Source organism: Leuconostoc suionicum, assembly GCF_001891125.1.
Taxonomy (GTDB): domain Bacteria; phylum Bacillota; class Bacilli; order Lactobacillales; family Lactobacillaceae; genus Leuconostoc; species Leuconostoc suionicum.
Genome location: NZ_CP015247.1, coordinates 936180 through 951546, shown reverse-complemented (window position 1 = coordinate 951546; position 15367 = coordinate 936180). Strand labels below are relative to the sequence as shown.

General features: G+C 35.4%; 14 protein-coding genes. 2 read left to right on the top strand and 12 right to left on the bottom strand.

The features are described 5' to 3' along the window. Positions 1-189: 189 nt before the first annotated feature. Positions 190-813 (bottom strand): Type 1 glutamine amidotransferase-like domain-containing protein, encoded by a 624-nt coding sequence (locus tag A6B45_RS04685; RefSeq protein WP_072613573.1) that lies wholly within the window; start codon positions 811-813, stop codon positions 190-192. Between the two features lie 349 nt (positions 814-1162). Continuing rightward, positions 1163-2026 carry an oxidoreductase gene (locus A6B45_RS04680; protein ID WP_072613572.1) on the bottom strand — a complete coding sequence of 288 codons (864 nt, stop codon included), beginning with the start codon at positions 2024-2026 and terminating at the stop codon, positions 1163-1165. 302 nt (positions 2027-2328) lie between these two features. On the opposite strand from A6B45_RS04680, the gene A6B45_RS04675 reads away from it, so the two are divergent. After that, positions 2329-3288, top strand: a complete 960-nt coding sequence (locus tag A6B45_RS04675) for a D-2-hydroxyacid dehydrogenase (protein WP_072613571.1) — start codon at positions 2329-2331, stop codon at positions 3286-3288. Positions 3289-3326: 38 nt separating this feature from the next. On the opposite strand, the gene A6B45_RS04670 is transcribed toward A6B45_RS04675, so the two are convergent. From A6B45_RS04670 to A6B45_RS04640, 7 genes are all read right to left on the bottom strand, one after another. Then, positions 3327-3899 (bottom strand): LysE family translocator, encoded by a 573-nt coding sequence (locus tag A6B45_RS04670; RefSeq protein WP_072613570.1) that lies wholly within the window; start codon positions 3897-3899, stop codon positions 3327-3329. Positions 3900-3954: 55 nt separating this feature from the next. Continuing rightward, positions 3955-4143 carry a YbaK/EbsC family protein gene (locus A6B45_RS10320; RefSeq protein WP_256465885.1) on the bottom strand — a complete coding sequence of 63 codons (189 nt, stop codon included), beginning with the start codon at positions 4141-4143 and terminating at the stop codon, positions 3955-3957. 301 nt (positions 4144-4444) lie between these two features. Then, positions 4445-4876, bottom strand: coding sequence for a hypothetical protein (locus tag A6B45_RS04660; protein WP_072613569.1), 432 nt, complete (start codon positions 4874-4876; stop codon positions 4445-4447). A 134-nt stretch (positions 4877-5010) separates the two neighbouring features. Further along, positions 5011-7701, bottom strand: a complete 2691-nt coding sequence (locus A6B45_RS04655) for an HAD-IC family P-type ATPase (protein WP_072613568.1) — start codon at positions 7699-7701, stop codon at positions 5011-5013. A gap of 197 nt (positions 7702-7898) precedes the next feature. Next, a complete protein-coding gene (locus tag A6B45_RS04650) occupies positions 7899-9251 on the bottom strand; it encodes an MFS transporter (protein WP_072613567.1) in 1353 nt (450 codons plus the stop codon). Further along, on the bottom strand, positions 9238-9684 hold the full coding sequence (locus A6B45_RS04645; RefSeq protein WP_072613566.1) for a MarR family winged helix-turn-helix transcriptional regulator: 447 nt from the start codon (positions 9682-9684) through the stop codon (positions 9238-9240). The genes A6B45_RS04650 and A6B45_RS04645 overlap by 14 nt, the downstream gene beginning before the upstream one ends. 351 nt (positions 9685-10035) lie before the next feature. Continuing rightward, the gene (locus A6B45_RS04640) at positions 10036-11268 is read right to left on the bottom strand and encodes an LCP family protein (RefSeq protein ID WP_072613565.1); all 1233 of its coding nucleotides are present in this window, start codon (positions 11266-11268) and stop codon (positions 10036-10038) included. Between the two features lie 683 nt (positions 11269-11951). On the opposite strand from A6B45_RS04640, the gene budA reads away from it, so the two are divergent. Continuing rightward, on the top strand, positions 11952-12662 hold the full coding sequence (gene budA, locus A6B45_RS04630; protein ID WP_072613564.1) for an acetolactate decarboxylase: 711 nt from the start codon (positions 11952-11954) through the stop codon (positions 12660-12662). Between the two features lie 87 nt (positions 12663-12749). On the opposite strand, the gene A6B45_RS04625 is transcribed toward budA, so the two are convergent. The 3 genes from A6B45_RS04625 to A6B45_RS04615 all read right to left on the bottom strand — a co-directional run bounded on the left by A6B45_RS04625 (position 12750) and on the right by A6B45_RS04615 (position 15349). Next, positions 12750-13688 (bottom strand): metal ABC transporter substrate-binding protein, encoded by a 939-nt coding sequence (locus A6B45_RS04625; protein ID WP_371923061.1) that lies wholly within the window; start codon positions 13686-13688, stop codon positions 12750-12752. 82 nt (positions 13689-13770) lie between these two features. Beyond that, the gene (locus tag A6B45_RS04620) at positions 13771-14613 is read right to left on the bottom strand and encodes a metal ABC transporter permease (RefSeq protein ID WP_072613562.1); all 843 of its coding nucleotides are present in this window, start codon (positions 14611-14613) and stop codon (positions 13771-13773) included. Next, positions 14606-15349 (bottom strand): metal ABC transporter ATP-binding protein, encoded by a 744-nt coding sequence (locus A6B45_RS04615; protein WP_072613561.1) that lies wholly within the window; start codon positions 15347-15349, stop codon positions 14606-14608. Before A6B45_RS04615 ends, A6B45_RS04620 begins: the two co-directional genes overlap by 8 nt. Positions 15350-15367: the final 18 nt, after the last annotated feature.

The following is a 15367-nucleotide window of genomic DNA, read 5'->3' as shown; positions in this document are numbered from 1 at the left end:
TCTTTCCCTCAACTTATTATTTATAAGTAAAGTTTAAATGGATGATAGTGAATTGTCAATTAATGATTTAAGTTCTGTATTGATCGTATCCGCATTTTTTCAGCACAACCCTTATTCCGCTATTCCTTAGAAAAGTTAGGATTTTGAGATTAAATCATTATTTAATGTATAAAGTTTCCGATTTGATATTCAACTAATCAGGACTTTATTTTTGCAATGACACGATAAAGCTTGATCATTATTAAGCCTCGTAATTTTGATTCCAGTTGTATTTTCATACGAAGTTAATTTTTTGTCAATATCAGCATCACGCGTTAACATTTCTTTGAAATGCGGGAAAATTGTAGTACTTGTTAAGTTCAAACCTGTTAAATCTGTATCATTAAATTGGTTTTCCTCTGGATAAAGATATTGCAAATATTCGATGGAAGGCCCCATTACAATCGATCCAGCACTTAGCCCAAAAACTGGAACACCAGTCCTACTAATGTCTTTTAAAATATAATCAGCACCACTTTTTTTCAAGAAATGTAATAGATAAAATGGATAACCTCCATTCAAAAATATCAAGTCATAGTCATATAGTTTATTGGCATTTTCAAACTCCACATCAAGAAAATCAACCTGATCTAGTCTAAATTCTAATAAGTCATTTCTGATTTGTTGCATTTGTGGATGTTTCTCTTTTTCTTTTGGCCTAGAAGTAGATATAATACATGCTTTACTAGAATGTTCTATATTAAGCAATCCTAGTGCAGCACGTTTGATTTTATCTGTTGAGAACCCGTAAGCAGTCAGTAATAGTTTTTTCATTACGGTTTTACGCTTTCTAACCCATGATTATGTCATAAAAATAATATTAAGTGTAATTATAGCACCATTTCAGACGCTAAGAGGCCATCGCATGGAAGAAAGTATTCATTGTAACAACAAAAATGTAATTGTTCGTAAAATAAAAAAATCCTGATAATCAGGATAGGCCATTTAAGTAACTCTTATGATTTTGAATCTAAACAGTTGTTATAAATTATTTTCATGTAAGTTATAGCGATAAACTTCTTTGTTTATCCATTTATCGGATTCAAACGTAAAATTTTTTCGATCAACTTCAAAATAATCCCCAACTTCTTCAAAAATAACGGTCTGTTAACACTCTTCCCACCTATTGCCAATAGGTCTCGTCACCATAGTCCAGATGGGTTGAATCCTCTTGCCATTTTTGCATATCATGTTGAATATTAGAAATTTCTTCTTGTTCGCGTTTAAAAGCATTTTGACCCGCAATAAAATGCAAAGGTGGATTGTCGGATGCAGCGATTTTAATAAATGCCTTTGCAGCTAGTTCAGGAGAGCCAGTTTGCTCGCCTGATCTGGCATGTGAAGTTTTCTCGGATATTCTTGCTGGCGTATTTTCATAATCGTTAATTGAATGTTTTGCAGAAAATTGTGATCTGCCTGCCCAATCAGTTCTAAAGGGACCAGGCTCGACATTTGTTACCTTAATACCAAAAGGTTCAACTTCTAATGATAGCGCCTTACCCAATCCTTCTAAGGCATGCTTGGTTGCATTGTAATATCCATAGGTGGGTAACGCTAGTAAACCACCTATTGATGTGACATTGATAATTAATCCTGATCTGTTTTTTCTCATAGCTGGTAACACTGCACGAATCATCGCACTAGCACCCCAAAAATTTGCTTCAAACATTTTGCGGACTGCAGTTTCATCTGATTCTTCAATCGAACCAGAGTATCCGTAGCCAGCGTTATTAACCAGAACATCAATTTTTCCAAACTTATTGAGCGTTGACTGGACAGCATTGTTGACTTGTTCTTGGTTTGTGACATCCAGTTGTACTTTAAGTAGTAAATCATCCGCATTCGTTTCTAAATCATCAAATGCTGATAAATTTCTTGCGGTAGCTACGACTGGAATCTTTTTTGCAATTAATTCTTCAATTAATTTACGTCCAAATCCAGTTGATCCACCCGTTACAAGCCAAACTTTTTCTTCATTCCTTGACATTTAGTTTCCTCCTATATGATAATACCCGCGCCGGAACTTCATCTAAAATCAGATGATAACAAACAATTAGCGCTCATTTGTTTCATTTTACCACTTTATTTTAATTGAGCACGGTTAAGGACTCAAAACCCCGCGGTGTTGATATTCACGAAATAATTCTTACGGCAATCCCCTGTTCTTAGTCTTCAAGTTTAAAAATCATAGTTAATAGGTCATAAGTGATAAAATATGGCTAAATCACTTTTCAGATCCATGTAGGAAAAGATCTATTCAAATGGCTTAAAGAATCGGAGATATAAGTTATGAAAATTGTACTTTTAGATGGTTATGATCTCAATCAAGATTTAAATTGGGAAACATTAAAAAGTTTGGGCGACTTTGAGGTTTATAGCCGTACGTCGGTAGATAATGACACTGAAATTCTGCAGAGAATCGATGATGCGGAAGTTGTGATAACACATAAGACCCCACTAGATGAAAGTGTAATCAGTCGTGCTTCACAGTTAAAATATATTGGCATTATGGGAACAGGTTATGACGTTGTCGATATTGATAGTGCAAACAACCACAACATTATTGTAACCAATGTGCCTACTTATGCTACGGATGCTGTCGCGCAATTTACCTTTTCATTATTACTAGAAATAACCGGTCAAGTTGGATTACATAACCAATTGGTCCATGATGGGAAATGGTCTAGTGTCGATGATTTTACATTTTGGGATAAACCGCTATTTGAATTGAAAAGTAAAACATTAGGACTCATTGGTTATGGTCGAATTGCTCAAAAAGTGGCAGAATTAGCCAATGCTTTTTCAATGAAAGTTATTTTTTATAATCATCGACCTAGTGTTGCACCCCAAAAATGGGTAAACCAAGTTTCTTTAGATGAGCTTTTCCAAAAGGCGGATATTATTAGTCTTCATGTTGTTCAAACGCCAGAAACGATTAATTTAATTAATAAGACTACTATCTCAAAAATGAAAGATGGTGTGATTTTAATCAATACAGCCCGTGGAAAACTTATTAGTGAAAATGACATTGCCGAGGCACTAAATAATGAAAAAGTTTATGCCTTGGCTACAGATGTTGTCCAAAAAGAGCCAATTGAAAAAGATAATCCCTTATTAAAAGCTAAGAATTGCTTTATTACGCCTCACATCGCTTGGGCACCATTAGAGACTCGTGAAAGATTATTACGCATAACCGTAGATAATTTAAATGCATATTTATCAGGAGAAGCCCAAAATGTTATTAGTTAAATGTGCTAAAAAAAGCAGTTGGGACTAATTTCTGGTATTCATAGCCAAATCTTTAAAGTAGTAAGCCATAGCAATAATGCTCCGGATCGATTAATCCACATTAAAGAGTTCATGCTAATTCCTCTGCTAACAAAATGAGAAATTAACATATTTGAAAAATCTACTATAAAACTTAATATGCCATAACATACTGCTAGATATACCATATCAACTTGAGTATGACCAAATTGCGGAAAAAAGGTTGTATAAAATAATAGTGCCTTAGGATTACTGATAGCAATGAGCACACCTCGTAAGAATGTTGGTTTTCTGCTATCTTGATTAATATGCTTACGAGTCCACATTTGGATGGCTAAGTACGTTAAATAACCAGAACCAATTATTTTTAGCACGACCAATGAGTAGGATGAAATTTTGAGTAAGCTACTTATAAATATTAAAGAGATGCCCATACCACAAAAATATCCTGCAGTGAGTCCTACAACCAATGGCATCATCGTTTTAATTTCATTGGTCATACTGTTTGTCGTTACATATATTACAGAAGGACCTGGGGAAATTATAATAACGATACTAGCTAATATAAAGGTTATCCAATCATTTACTGTCATTCGTATTGATTGCCTCCGGTTCGCACCTGCTAAACAATTTGTTTAACAAGTGAGTTTAATAGTCTTTTCCAACATCTACCCAGTCTAGGGGATGAGCATAGTTTTCAAGCTCATCTATTGATAATTCGATTGTACTATTTTTGCTGCCACCCGCAGCAAAAACAGTTTCAAATCTCTTTAGAGATACGTCTAAGTATACTTTTACGTCTGATTTGATTGCAAATGATGTTACCGCACCAGGAATGTGTCCAATTCAGTCCGCAACCAAATAATATTTTTCGAGAAATTAACGAACGTTTTCAACAGATATTTTTTGTACTCCTTGAATAATTGATATCTCTAATATATACTGCATGGTCGGTATGAAATCCTTTTATCTCGTATCCTGGCTAGTGTATACAATAAGTGCAACCCTTGGTGTGGACCTCAATACAATGGGTGTTTCGAATAGAAATTGAAATAGCTGATAAATAAAAAACAACTATACAGTTGATAGTTGTTTTTTATTTAAATCTAGTATTTCCGAGCAGATAATTACTTAAAATTCAAACGGTTGCGGATGTTTCCGTTGAATTATACGAGTTGTTAGCCTCATCCCAAGTATTAAATAAAGTGTCATTGTCTTTTCCTATTATATGTGGGTATTGCATCGCTAAATAATCTTTTCGCCTACCTACTTCAAAATATTTTATCGCATTTGGATTTATTTCACCACTACTCATTTTAACGATTACCAACTCGACATCGGCATTGGGGTTCGGCAAACCAGTATTCATAGCTATAAAAGAAATTTTTTCTAAATTATCTTGAAATGATTGCCATAGCTCTTTGCTGTCTGGGTTGGTTAAATAATCAGGAAGCCACAAAACATCATAGTATGTCAGTTCCTCATTGTATTTATTACTAACAATATTATGAATAACCAGATCAATTTGTGCTTTTATAAAAGTATACTCAGTAGTTGAATTTTTAACCATAGCTTGACCCTACCTTTTATAGTTTAGTTACTAGCTTGATTATATCGATATCAGGTTAAATTAAATTAAAAAGTTTTTTTTCAAAAAGAGCAATCCCTTCAATGGGGTTTTTTAATAATAGCTTTATTTACATACTATCGTTTTACAATCATACGACGATACTTATCTAATTCTGTTACGATTAGAACAATCAATCCTGTTAAGATGATGAAAGACCAATCAGAAAGTGATAACGCAGCTGTAGAGAATACACCTTGCATAAATGGTACATACGTAAATAGTAACTGTAAAATAATCATAGTACCGATAGCCACGAATGCCATTGGGTTTGTCCAGAATGTCTTACTTAGCGCTGGTGCTGCTGTTCTGATATTAAACATATAGAAAATTTTACCAAAAATAAGTATGTTAACAGCCATTGTACTGGCTACCGCAAAACCTGTGATATCATCTAAATGTTCAAAAACAACAAGAGCCACTGCTGCAATAATGACACTGACATAAACCATTTGGAAAACATCGTATCGCCTCATCAATTTGGCCGTTGTTTTACGCGGTGGGCGTTTCATCAATCCTGGTTCAGCTGGCTCAAATATAAACGCTAATTGCAACGTCAAAGCAGAAACCAAGTTAATCCATAATAATTGAGTTGCAGTTAAAGGCATTGGCTGGCGCAATAATATACTAAAGACAACAATCAACCCCTCAGCAAAACTAGTAGGTAACAAATATAAGATTGTTTTTCTAATATTATCGTATAAACGTCGGCCTTGCTCGATAGCCACTTTAATTGTTGAAAAATCATCGTTAGCTAATACCATATCCGCCGAATCTTTCGCAACATCAGTACCTTTAATCCCCATTGCTACACCAATATCAGCTTTTTTTAATGCTGGTGCATCATTCACACCATCACCAGTCATGGCAGTTACTAATCCATTTGCTTGATAGGCAGATATAATACGTAACTTATCTTGTGGTGTAGTTCGTGCGAAGACATCATAATTTGTAACAACCTTAGCCAACTGATCATCCGTCATTGCTTCAACTTCTGATCCAGTAACAGCTTCAATTTGGTCGGCCAAACCAAGTTGTTGAGCGATTGCTTTGGCCGTATCTGGACTATCTCCGGTAATCATTTTGACGCGAATACCAGCCTCGCGCATGTCGCTAATAGCATCAACAACCTCAGGCCGTGGCGGATCAATAATAGCGGCTAATCCTAAGAATGTCACGCCTTCAGCTGCAAGTGTTTCGTGAAGGACTTCTGATGTATCTGAATCCACATCAACATATCCAACAGCAATTACACGTTTTCCAGATTTGGCAAACTTTGCTGACACCTTTGTCCAATACTCGTAGTCAAAATTTAAATCTTTCCGGGCTAGTGTGAATAATCTGTCTGGCGCACCCTTAATGGCAACAAAACGCTGTTGATGCTTATTTTCAACTAAACGTGCCATGTATCGATAGTCAGAATCGAACGGAATACGATCCAACTCTTTTAATTTAGGTACTTTTTGCCCAAAGGCCTTGTAGTAGGCCGACAGAAAGGCAGCATCAGTCGGTTCGCCGTTGATGGTCCAGATACCTGCTTCTTCGGTCAAAAAAGTATCATTTGCTTGATGTCCCATTGTTAAAAACATTTCAAGGTTTTTGTCTTGTGTTGCATCGACAAGCTTATTCCCTAGAAAAATATCACCATCAGGTTCATATCCAGTCCCAGTGACTGTATAATGATTGTCGCCAACGACTATATCTTGAATGGTCATTTCATTTTTTGTTAATGTCCCTGTTTTGTCAGACGCAATAATGTCTATTGCACCTAGGGTTTCAGCAGCAGGTAATGTTTTCACAATTGCGTTCTTTTTGGTTAATTTTTGAACACCGGTTGCTAATATAATTGACGTAGCTGCTGGTAATCCTTCCGGCATTGCACCGACAATCATTGCAATAATAGCCATAATCAGGGTGGATATGTCATATATTTTGAAAAACCAACCTAAGGCAAACATGACTATAGCCACAACAATAATTAACCAAGAAATACCATGGCCTAAACTATCTAATTCTCGTGTTAGTGGTGATTTTTTATCTGAAACATCAGCAACACTTTGAGAAATTTGGCCAATCTGTGAATGAACACCAGTGTTTACCACGATTCCTGTGGCACTACCATTAGTCACAGCTGTTGATGCATAAGCCATGTTACTACGCTCGGCTAGTGGCACATGCTCCGATAAAATGGATTCGTTTTTGAGGACGGAATCAGCTTCTCCTGTTAGAGACGATTCTTGAATGCGTAAGTTATCAGCATCTATAATTCGCAAATCAGCAGGGACATTATCCCCAGCCTCTAGGTAGACTAAATCGCCAGGTACTAATTCTCGAGCTGGAACATCAAATCGTTCTCCATCTCGAATAACAGTGGCTTCCACAGACAGCATAGTTTTTATTTTATCTAGTGCATTACTGGCATTCACTTCTTGTAAATAACCAATTAACGCATTAATTAATACAACTAATGCAATAACAACTGAATCTGTATAATGTTGCATAAAAAGCGTTAACAGCGCAGCTACCACTAAAATGTAGACAATAACATTATGAAACTGCCGCAAAAAAATTAACCACTTCGGAATAACTTTTGGATTGACCTCATTATATCCATTTTTTTGTAAGCGATTATTTACTTGTTTGTCTGATAGTCCGCTAGGATAATTTGCATTTAAATCATTGACTATCTTAGACCACTCTTGATGGTGAAACTTTGCTGAGGACAATAACGGAACGTCGTCATCTACCTCTTTCGACTTTATGCTCATATTTTGGTACACTCCTTTAAGAGAAAATATTCTTTGCGTCTTGCTGTTTAAGGTTGGCCGCTAGACTGTAAATAATCTAGTAAGTCAGTTTCCCACGCACATGCGCCGCTACTCCCGCAAGGATGTTAAATATGAAAACACATTAATTTGTAATACAATTGTATCATGCTATTTTTTTACTGTCTAATATAGAGATTTCATTTGTTCCCTGTTTTTTGTCGAGCAAAAAACATAACGAAAATAATAAGTGAAATAAAGAAAAGCAACCATAGAAAATGTTGGAACCCGACTGCTAGGCCTGATTTTTGTGCGCCATATAAAGCTGCAACAGTAGTACCTAATGCACCCATAAACATTTGCGATGATTGTAAAATAGCAGTGGCATCCGTTTTTTTATCTCTACTCAACTCATCAATAGATGCTGTCATCCCAATGCTGAAAGCCATATTACGCCCAAATGTGAAAATCATATACATGAATATAAACGATATGATTCCAAGATTTTTAGTGAAGTAGGCCATGACCAATAGACTAATCCCAAAGATCGTATTCCCTACCAAAAGTGGTGTTCTATCTCCGTGCTTATCATATAAATGGCCAAAATAAGGATTTAAAATCCCACCTAGTAACGTTCCAGGCAATAAAGAAAATCCTGCCCAAAAGCTTGACGTATTTAAGATTTTTTGTGAATAATTTGGCAGTAGAAGGTTAATACCCAAATTTGCAAACATATATAAAACAACGGGAAGTAACAGAAATAGAAATTTACTGTTACTGAGTAATCTGATATTCAAGAAAGTTTGTTTTGAAGTTAGTGATCTAATTACAAAGCCTGCTAAACTAACAATGGTGAGGACTAGAAGTAAGATATTGACAGTCCCACTTTCTAATTGGTTAATTAATATCAAAGCCGTAATTAATGACACTGATAATAAGCCGAAAGCAAGGACGTCAAAAGAAACGTTGGCTTGTGTTTCTTTACTGTTATCGACAGTTTTCCATCCTAATAACAACGACATAATCGGCACAATTAAAAGAATAAAAAATATTGATCGCCAACCAAGAGTATCGATCAAAGCGCCACCGTATGTGGGACCAAATGAAGGGGCTAAACTGACAACCATAGAACCAATACCCATCCATAAGCCAATCTTTGATCTTGGTACTAGTTGAACGATCAAGTTAAACATGAGAGGCATTGATATACCTGCTGCTATACCCTCTAACACACGGCCAATTAACAATACCGGTAAATTACTAGCCAACCCGCCCACTAAAGTTCCTGTAGCAAACGAAATAAGGCTGGCTAACCATAAATAACGGGTATTATATCTTTTATTCAGATAGGCACTTGTTGTGATCATAATTGTTACAGAGAGTAGGTACGCAGTCGTTACCCACTGTATAGAATTGAGCGATGTGCTAAAGTACCTTGTTAAAACAGGAAATGTAACGTTCATAGCCGTTTCTGCCATAATACCGGAAAAAGAAACCAACGCTACCGCTATAATAGCCATTGCATTTTTAGTTGAAACTTTATTTTCTTCCATTTTTTTCTCCTTCTAGTGAGGGATTGCTGTTATCTTCTGCAACATATTTTAAAAATTTAATTATAGTTTTTCGTTCATCTTCTGAAAAAGGCCGTAAAATATCGTCATCATGGGAGCTAATAATTTGTTTAGCGATTTTATTAATTTTTGCTCCGGACGCCGTAAGATGTATTTCATTAACTCTTTTATCTTTTTCATTTGGTACTCTTGTAACCATTTTTTTCTCTACCATTCGGTCTATCATGGTTGCTACAGATGAAGCTTTTATATGAAATTCTTGTTCAATATCTTTTTGCGTGACGTACTTATTGTCGGCGATAAAGTCAATTGCCGATAATTGCGTACCAGTCACCCCGTGAGTTACGGCCAATTTATCAAGATCTTTTACAAGATTACGTTGCCCAATTTTGAATAATTTACCTATGGATGTCATTATAAATTTTCCTTCTTTATCATTAAACGTTAGTTAGCTAACTAATATTATAACAATGATATTACCACTTATAATCAACATAAATCAATACCTTTCTTTAATTTATTTCGTGACTTAATGGAAAATAATTACTCCGTGGTTTTTATATTCATTTAACATTTCAGCGGTATTATAAATTCATACCTTAACAGAGGTATACTCCACTATTTATATAAGAATATATTTTCTTTCTCCCTATAAGATAATATTCTCTTCTCTCCCAGAAAAGCAGTCTCTCCCAAGACTGCTTTTTTATTGTATTTAAAAAAGAAAAAGACATGTTACCTGACATGCCTTTTTCTAATTCTATATTTACTCTTCACGCAACTGCATATTTTCGTCAGTATTATTTTCTGGATACAATTGATCTGCGGTACCTACTTGAGCTAAATTGTTTTCTGTAATATTACTGCCAAATTCATTTCCAGTTGTAGCTGCTTCTAAATTCAAACTGCTTCTAACTTTATTTGTTATTGCTTGTCGCTGAGCGGTAGTAACTCGTTGATATGAGATTCCTTCATATGTTTCACCTTCTCCTTGAACAGTATACGAAACAATATGCTTTGAGGCACTGATGTAGTTAGTACCTAATTTCAACATATCTTCCGATTTTAGATTAGAAGCAATATTTTTAGTCGTCGAATTGATGAACTTCAAATTAACTACCTGAGCTGGATTTTTCTTAACTTTACTAATAATTTGTTGCAATAATAAACGTTGTCGTTCAGTTCGACCATAATCTCCTTTTGGATCTTGATACCGCATTCGAGAAAACGCTAAGGCTGCTTGTCCATTCATTTTGCTATAGGTTTTAAAGTTTTCACCATCAGAAGCATATTTAAATGTGCTAGAACCCTCAGTAAATTGGTATAGATCTTTACCACTTTCATGCGCAGTTTCTTGGCTAAACGCGAACGTTAAAGGTGACTTGACTTTTACGCCACCAAGTTGTTCGACAACATCACCAAGTCCACTCATGTTGACCATGGCAAAATAGTTGATTGGGAAGTTAAACATCTTTTGTATGGTATCTATTGTTGTGCTTACACCATCCCCCAACGAAGCATTATTATCAGAAGCTGCCTTAAACGCATAGGCAGCATTTAATTTCTGAGGGAAACTGCTTTCAAACCCAGAAATGGAAGTCATGATATCTCGTGGAATAGAAATTAAAGTCGTTGTTTCATTTTTAGGATTAACAGTTACAACCATCATAGAATCAGTTAATCCTACGCGACTACGATTCGTGCCAAACCCACCGTCTGTACCAATATCTGTTCCTAAAACTAAGAAAGATACTGGCTTTTTATCCTGAATTAATTGTGTAGCCTTTTTTTCAGAATCGAGACCAGTTGATGAAAATGATTTATTAATTGTGTTGTTCAAACTATAAAAATAGTATGCTGCATAACCAGAAGCAGATAGTAAAGCAATGACAACTGCTAAAATGATATACAATTTAAATGAACTATGTTTTTTACTATGAAATAACGCCATACGGCTTTTCATAGCTGATGGCGTATTTGTATCCCCGTTTTTCTTCATTATTCCCCATTACCCCTAAATTTTGACAAATGTCTATTGGTCGCTTTCCATTATAACATAAGGATTTTTGAGAATTAGTTAAGAATCCTGATTATGTTGCGTTCTTTTTTCAAGCTGAGCCTTGTAAATAAAATAAGGCAAAATCCATCCTATGAATCCGACTAGACCAAATAAGAGTGACAAATAAAGACCACTAACATTGTGTATAAAGAACACACCCACTCCACTATAAGTGTTGTCCCCCAAAAACCAACAAGACAAGCTTGAATCGTTGATATTAATTGGTTGCGTTTGTTGACTTTAATAATCTTATTCATAGTAACTTGAAACTTATTTTCTAATCGTTTAATTTCAATACGATTCACAAGATCACGATTGCATTCCATATGTAACATGACATTATTGAGATCTTGAGCACTTTTATGATGTTGATTGATCACCCAGCTAAAACAAGTTCACAGACATCTTAGCTGCTAATAATATCGATTTTAAAATCAAGGACACCGTGTTATTCGAAGTACCTAATGATAAACTCCCTCGATAAACATGACTAACTAAATGTTTCATAGTTTTACCGTTAACTAAAGTCACAGCACTTAGTAGGCTTTAATCTTGAGTAAATATTAAAATGGTTTACTTTTAGTAAGTAAAACTAAAACATTTAAATTAAAAAAGAGGTCATTATGTCTACAATTTATCAACATGGAACATTAGAATTAATTATGTCAGGATTATATGACGGTACGGCACCTTTGTCGGCAATATTGAATCATGGTTCGAGTGGCATTGGAACAATGGATAAACTTGATGGTGAAGTTACAATCATAGAAAATAGCGTATATCAAACGAAAGCGAGTGGTGTAACTAAAAAAATCACAGATTTATCGTTGAAAACACCCTTTGCTTCTATCCACCCTCAATCAGAGTTACACTACTTGCTCCAAGAAAAATTTTTAACTTTTGATAGTTTAAACAATATATCCAAACAACATCAGAGCTGGGTTAATTTACCAGCTAGTATTCAAATAAATGCTAGTTTTTCGAAGCTGAAGGTTCGTGTTGCTCCTAAGCAGATGAAGCCCTATCCGCCCTTCGTTGCTGTAACATTGAAACAACCAGTGTTTAACTATGAAAATGTTTCTGGTACTTTAATTGGTGATTTTGGTCCCGACCTGTATTCAGGTATTATGGCGAGTGGATGGCATCTTCATTTTTTGAGCGATGACCGTACGATTGGTGGCCATGTTCTTGACTTCAATGCAAGTGATGTATTCGGTAGAATTGATTTATTCAATGAACTCAACATCGCTTTGCCTACTCATAATTCTGATTTTAATAATCATGAAGCCGACATATTGAATATTCGAGAGGCCATCGATGCAGCAGAAAGATAAACAACTAAAACTTAATAACAATAAAAACACCGTAACTATTTGAATAGTTGCGGCGTTTTTATGAATAAGGTTTAAACTATTTATATTTTACTTTGACAGACCTTCTGAAATTTTATCTAGGTTCCATTTCATCATACCGTAATAGGTATCTGCTGCATGTCCTTTTTTAGCCAAAGAATCAGTATAAATTTTTGAATAAATAGGTAGGCCAGTTTCTTTAGCAACTTTTTCCATTGTCTTTGGAGACACTGAGCTTTCCACGAATAATGAAGGTACGTTAGTAGATCTAATTTTCTCCAGTACTTGTTTCATCTGCTCAGGTGTACCTTGAGACTCTGTATTGATTTCCCAAATAAATGCTGGTTTGATACCGTAAGCTGCTGAGAAGTATTTGAATGCGCCTTCAGAAGTAACTAATAATTTCTTATGCTCAGGAATATTATTGAACTTAGTTTTGGCATTTTTATCTAATGCAGATAATTTTTTAACGTATGCTGCTGTTCGCTTCTTATATATGCTAGCATTGTCTGGATCTTTAGCAATTAATACTTTTTCAATGTTTTTAACATATTTAATACCGTTTTGCATATCTAACCAAGCATGAGGATCTAATTCATTTTCTTTCCCCTTGTCAGTTAGATGCTTAGCTACTACCCCTTTTGAGGCAGCGAACACTTGCTTATTCGTTTTCTTTCCTGCATTTTGATACATTTTTTTGAACCAACCAGACCCACCAGTTTCAAGATTCAATCCATTGTGAAAGAGTACGTCTGCTTCTTGTGCTACTGAAACATCTTGTGGTCGTGGTTCATATTCGTGCGGATCAGTACCACGAGGGACAAGTGTGTGCAGATTTACTTTGTTCCCAGCAACTTCCTCAATCATGTTGCCAATAATAGAGTTAGTTGCAACCAACTGCAACTTATCATGCTGACTTGTTTTACCGCCCTGACTACTATTAACAAACCACAGAACCCCTCCCATAATGATAATAATTGTCACGGTAATAAAACTTAAGCGCTTAATCATATTTAATTTCTCCACTATATTCTGCGTAATTTACGCTGGCTTTGATAATTTTGTCTGTAAAAATTAGATTATTTTGGGTTTAAGACTTTCTTTTAAAAATAATACCTTGCTTTGGTGAAAAAATAAAAACGAATGAAAAGAAAATTGCTGCTGTAAGAACAATTGCAGGGCCTGAGGCCCAGTTAAATGTGAAACTTAGATACAAACCTACAATTGATGAGATTACAGAAAAGATAGCAGCAACAATCATCATATGAGACATACGATTTGTTAACAAGTAAGCTGTAGCTGCTGGTGTAATTAACATAGCGACAATTAAGATAATTCCGACTGTTTGCAAAGCTGTCACCGTTACTAAAGTCAAAACAAGCATTAAAGCGTAATGCATAATTTGAGTTTTAAGACCATAGGCTTTAGCAAAAGTATTGTCAAATGATGTGACAAGTAATTCTTTGTAGAAGGTAACAACGAACAACAACACTATAGAAAGGACAATTGCAGTAGTAATTAAATCGCTGTCAGAAACAGCTAAGACGTTTCCAAATAGAATGTGATGCAAATTGTTAGCAGACTCTGCCAATGAAATAAGAATAAATCCCAATGCGAAGAAAGCTGAAAATACAATTCCTATGGCTGTGTCATTTTTCAACTTTGACTTCATCGTGACCACACCGATTAGTAATGCTGCCAAAATACCAAAGGCAGAAGCACCGAGTAACAAATTAATCCCGAGCATATATGCAACCGCAACACCAGGTAATACGGCGTGCGAAATTGCATCACCCATTAAAGACATGCCTCGTAATATGATGAAGGACCCGATAATTCCCGACATAATACCAACTAATATCGAGGTAATTAAGGCTGTTTGCAAGAAATTATATTTTGTTAATCCGTCAATGAATAATTCAATACTATGCATGTTGATCCTCCTCTTCTTCAAACAAGATCGATGATAGATCACCACTAAATGCAGAGGCAATATTTTCTTTTGTGAAAACATCGGATGTAGCCCCACATGCAGTAATACCGTGGTTGATAATCACCAGATTATCAAAATAAGTTGTTACTTTATTCAAATCGTGATGTACAACAATAATTGTTTTTCCTGCAGTGCGCCATTGTTTTAAGATAGCCATAATATCGGCTTCAGACTTCATATCTATACCGACGAAGGGTTCATCTAAAATAATGACATCAGCGTTTTGAACAATTGCACGCGCAACGAACACACGTTGCAATTGTCCACCAGAAAGTTCGCCAATTTGTCGTTGGCTAAAGGTAGATAATTTAACATCTTCCAATGCTTCCTTTGTGGCGTTTTTCTCTTTTGTACCAGGAACATTAAATAATCCCAAGTTAGGGTATGTGCCTGTTAAAACGGTATCAAAAACATTGATTGGAAAAGTTAAATCTAAAGCAGCGCGTTGCTCCACATAAGCTATTTTCTTTAACTGCTTTGCGATTGGCTCATCGTGTAACGTAACTTTACCATTTTGCTGATTTATCAATCCTAAAATGCCTTTAATCATTGTTGATTTTCCTGCACCGTTAGGCCCGATAATACCGGTAATTTTACCAGGCTCAAATTGAATTGATAGGTTCGTGAAAACCGGTGTGCCATCATAGGCTACCGTCAAATCGCGGACTTTAATCATAGTTTTCTTACTCTCCTA

Bases quoted from the DNA above. Each gene is read 5' to 3' on its own strand.
- A6B45_RS04685 (WP_072613573.1), bottom strand. From the start codon at position 813: ATGAAAAAACTATTACTGACTGCTTACGGGTTCTCAACAGATAAAATC.
- A6B45_RS04680 (WP_072613572.1), bottom strand. From the start codon at position 2,026: ATGTCAAGGAATGAAGAAAAAGTTTGGCTTGTAACGGGTGGATCAACT.
- A6B45_RS04675 (WP_072613571.1), top strand. From the start codon at position 2,329: ATGAAAATTGTACTTTTAGATGGTTATGATCTCAATCAAGATTTAAAT.
- A6B45_RS04670 (WP_072613570.1), bottom strand. From the start codon at position 3,899: ATGACAGTAAATGATTGGATAACCTTTATATTAGCTAGTATCGTTATT.
- A6B45_RS04660 (WP_072613569.1), bottom strand. From the start codon at position 4,876: ATGGTTAAAAATTCAACTACTGAGTATACTTTTATAAAAGCACAAATT.
- A6B45_RS04655 (WP_072613568.1), bottom strand. From the start codon at position 7,701: ATGAGCATAAAGTCGAAAGAGGTAGATGACGACGTTCCGTTATTGTCC.
- A6B45_RS04650 (WP_072613567.1), bottom strand. From the start codon at position 9,251: ATGGAAGAAAATAAAGTTTCAACTAAAAATGCAATGGCTATTATAGCG.
- A6B45_RS04645 (WP_072613566.1), bottom strand. From the start codon at position 9,684: ATGACATCCATAGGTAAATTATTCAAAATTGGGCAACGTAATCTTGTA.
- A6B45_RS04640 (WP_072613565.1), bottom strand. From the start codon at position 11,268: ATGAAGAAAAACGGGGATACAAATACGCCATCAGCTATGAAAAGCCGT.
- budA (WP_072613564.1), top strand. From the start codon at position 11,952: ATGTCTACAATTTATCAACATGGAACATTAGAATTAATTATGTCAGGA.
- A6B45_RS04620 (WP_072613562.1), bottom strand. From the start codon at position 14,613: ATGCATAGTATTGAATTATTCATTGACGGATTAACAAAATATAATTTC.
- A6B45_RS04615 (WP_072613561.1), bottom strand. From the start codon at position 15,349: ATGATTAAAGTCCGCGATTTGACGGTAGCCTATGATGGCACACCGGTT.